Here is a 3,173-nt window from a genome sequence, read left to right as displayed (position 1 = left end):
TTATCTCATTAACCCATTATCCCATTCTCTCATTAACCCATTATCTCATTAACCCATTACCCCATTACCCCATTACCCCATTATCCCAATATCCCATTACCCCATTACCCCATTATCCCATTACCCATTATCCCATTATCTCATTAACCCATTACCCCATTAACCCATTACCCCATTACCCCATTATCATCAATTTATTATAATTTGAATTTACCGTAAAATTTTTGGCAATCATCCAAATTTTATTCATAAATAGATAAAATTTATTTTTTAATTATCCCTTCCCCCCTATTTTTATTCTATATGTCCAAAATATTTGATTTTTTATGAAGAATATCAGTATTTATACCCATACAATTACCAAAAAATAGCTTAACTTTGCCTAAGAAACGAATTTTTGAGTTTTTTAGATCATGAACGAGTTGTTAACTTCCACCCAATACAGGGAAGAGATGGTAAACCGCTACCGCTCCTTGGTACGTAATACCAAACCGGAATTGTCAAAGGACGAACAAAAACTCCTGCGTCAGGCTTTTAATCTGGCCTTGGACGAATCTAAACACAGGACCTCTTTTACGGGTGATCCATTCATTTTTCAGCCTTTGGAGATTTCAAGGATTTTGGCTACAGAACTTAATCTTGGGCTTACTTCCATCATAAGCTCTTTGCTCTATACTTATGTTCGCGACGGATTTATTCCCCTTGAAAAAGTTCAGCAACTTTTCGGGAAAAATATAGCCAGGATCATTGACAGTTTGATAAAAATTTCCAGCATTGATGCCCGGGATACCTCCATGCAGACTGAGAATTTCCGCAAGCTTATCCTTTCGCTTTCGACTGATGTCCGGGTTATTCTGATCAAACTGGCCGAACGCCTTAACTATATGCGGAACCTGGATAACTTGCCTCCCGAACAGCAAATTAAGATGGCTACGGAATCCCTTGAATTATATGCCCCTTTGGGACACAGATTGGGATTATATACCCTGAAGTCTGAGTTGGAAGACCTTGCCTTGAAATATACAGAGCCTGAAGATTATCACAGCATAGAGAAAAAACTGGAAGCCAGTAAGGAAAAACGGAACCGTTTTATCCGCGACTTTATAAAACCTATCAAAGATGAATTGATCAAACATCAGTTCAAATTTGAGATCAAGGGCCGAACGAAATCCATTTATTCCATCTGGAGGAAAATGAGACGTCAGGATGTGGGCTTTGATGAAGTATATGACAAATTTGCTATCCGGATTATCATGGATAGTCCCCTGGATAAGGAAAAATCTGATTGCTGGCAGGTATATTCCATTGTAACTGATTTTTATCAGCCCAATCCTTTGCGGCTGCGTGACTGGATTTCAGTACCCAAATCCAATGGCTATGAATCTTTGCATACTACTGTGGTGGTCCCGGGCGGGCAATGGGTTGAAGTACAGATTCGTACCGCAAGAATGAACGAAATCGCCGAAAAGGGTTTTGCCGCCCATTGGAAATACAAAGGGATTGAAAGCGATAAAGGCGCTGATGACTGGCTGAATAAGGTCAGGGAGGTACTTGAAACTGCAGAACCGGATGCTTCAAACTTTGTGGATGATTTCAAATTAAGCCTTTATGCCAAGGAAATTTTTGTTTTCACCCCCCAGGGCGATTTAAAGAAACTTCCTGCGGGTGCAACAGTGCTTGATTTTGCTTTTGATATTCATTCTAACTTGGGAATGACCTGTGTGGGAGCTAAAGTGAACAATAAAAATATGCCCATTCGTTATCCGCTGAAGAATGGAGATAATGTTGAGATTATTTCTTCAAAATCTCAGAAACCCAAAGAAGACTGGTTGGATTTTGTGGTGACTTCCAAGGCAAAGACAAAGATAAAACTGGCGCTGAAGGAAGAACTGCTCAAGGAAGCCGAAGTGGGCAAAGAAATGCTCCGGCGGCGCCTGCGAAACTGGAAATTATCGCTCAATGACCAGAATGTTACTAAGATTTTAAAGAATTACAAATTAAAAACTGCAGTAGACCTCTATCATTCCATTGCAACTGGAAAAATTGATGTCTCTGAGATTAAGGAGTTGATTCTTGAATCTGCTGCAGAATCGATCAAAAAAACGGAGAAAATCGAAACGCCCGTTCTTGAAAAGATCGTCAAACCCCAACTCCCGTCCTCGGAAGATTTTCTGCTTATTGACGATAAAACCGACAAGCTGGATTACCAGTTGTCGAAATGCTGCAACCCCATCTTTGGGGATCCGATTTTTGGTTTTGTTACGATCAATGAAGGCATAAAAATTCACCGCACCAGTTGCCCGAATGCCCGGGAAATGATTGCCAAATACGGCTACCGGGTTGTCAATGCCCGTTGGGCAAGAACCGAAGGGGACAATGCATTTTTCCAGGCTACCATCAAAGTGACCGGTATAGACGATGTGGGCATTGTAAGCAATATTTCGGATGTGATCAGCAAGGATCTTAAAGTTAATATGCGTTCAATTTCGGTTGATACCAATGACGGGGTTTTTGAAGGTGTAATTAAAGTGTTTATACATAATACCAATCATTTACAGACACTTATCCGTAAACTTGCAAAAGTGAAAGGGGTTTTAAAGGTATCACGACTGGAAAATATTTAAAGTATTTTTGCTAAATAAAAGAGGAATAATACAGCTTACTTTATTGTATATTTGTGAAAGTTTTGTTATTTCTTATCATGTAAACCTTATAAAAATGAAAAGGAAGATATTATTTACTTTAATGTCTTTGTTATCATTTGGCATTATATATGCACAGGAGAACCGCCCGGATGATTATTACTTTTCAACAGACAGCAATACGGTGGCTCCTGCTGCGAAAGCCTCAACCAAGACAGATGTAAGAAGCAGCAATAATCTCAATCACTTTGGTTTGCAGATGGGGACTTCGTTTAGCAAATTTTCAGGAAACGGGAGTATGTTCAGCAATTATGTGGCTCCGTCATGGAACAGGCAGCTTTCGCCGCGGATGAACCTGGAAGTTGGAACTGTCGTAGTTAATAATCACCTGAATAACCTGACTGCCCCTTCGGTTTTTGACAGCCGCAGGCAGCCCAAATTCAACGGTTCTTTCAGTCAATTCCTGATTTATGCCAAAGGGCAGTATTTGTTGAGTAACCGCCTATTGATCAGCGGATCTTCAATCAAATC

General features: G+C 40.1%; 3 protein-coding genes. All 3 read left to right on the top strand.

Annotated elements, in window-relative coordinates:
• Positions 1-203: hypothetical protein (locus Q8907_14980; protein MDP4275575.1), on the top strand; the 203-nt coding region annotated here is incomplete at its 5' end.
• A 210-nt stretch (positions 204-413) separates the two neighbouring features.
• Positions 414-2,624, top strand: coding sequence for a RelA/SpoT family protein (locus tag Q8907_14975; GenBank protein ID MDP4275574.1), 2,211 nt, complete (start codon positions 414-416; stop codon positions 2,622-2,624).
• 94 nt (positions 2,625-2,718) lie between these two features.
• Positions 2,719-3,173, top strand: a 455-nt coding sequence (locus Q8907_14970; protein MDP4275573.1) for a hypothetical protein, incomplete at its 3' end; no start/stop codon positions are given.

This window comes from Bacteroidota bacterium, assembly GCA_030706565.1.
Taxonomy (GTDB): Bacteria; Bacteroidota; Bacteroidia; order Bacteroidales; family JAUZOH01; genus JAUZOH01.
Note: the sequence above shows the minus strand (reverse complement) of the source record. Positions and strands in the feature narration are given on the sequence as shown.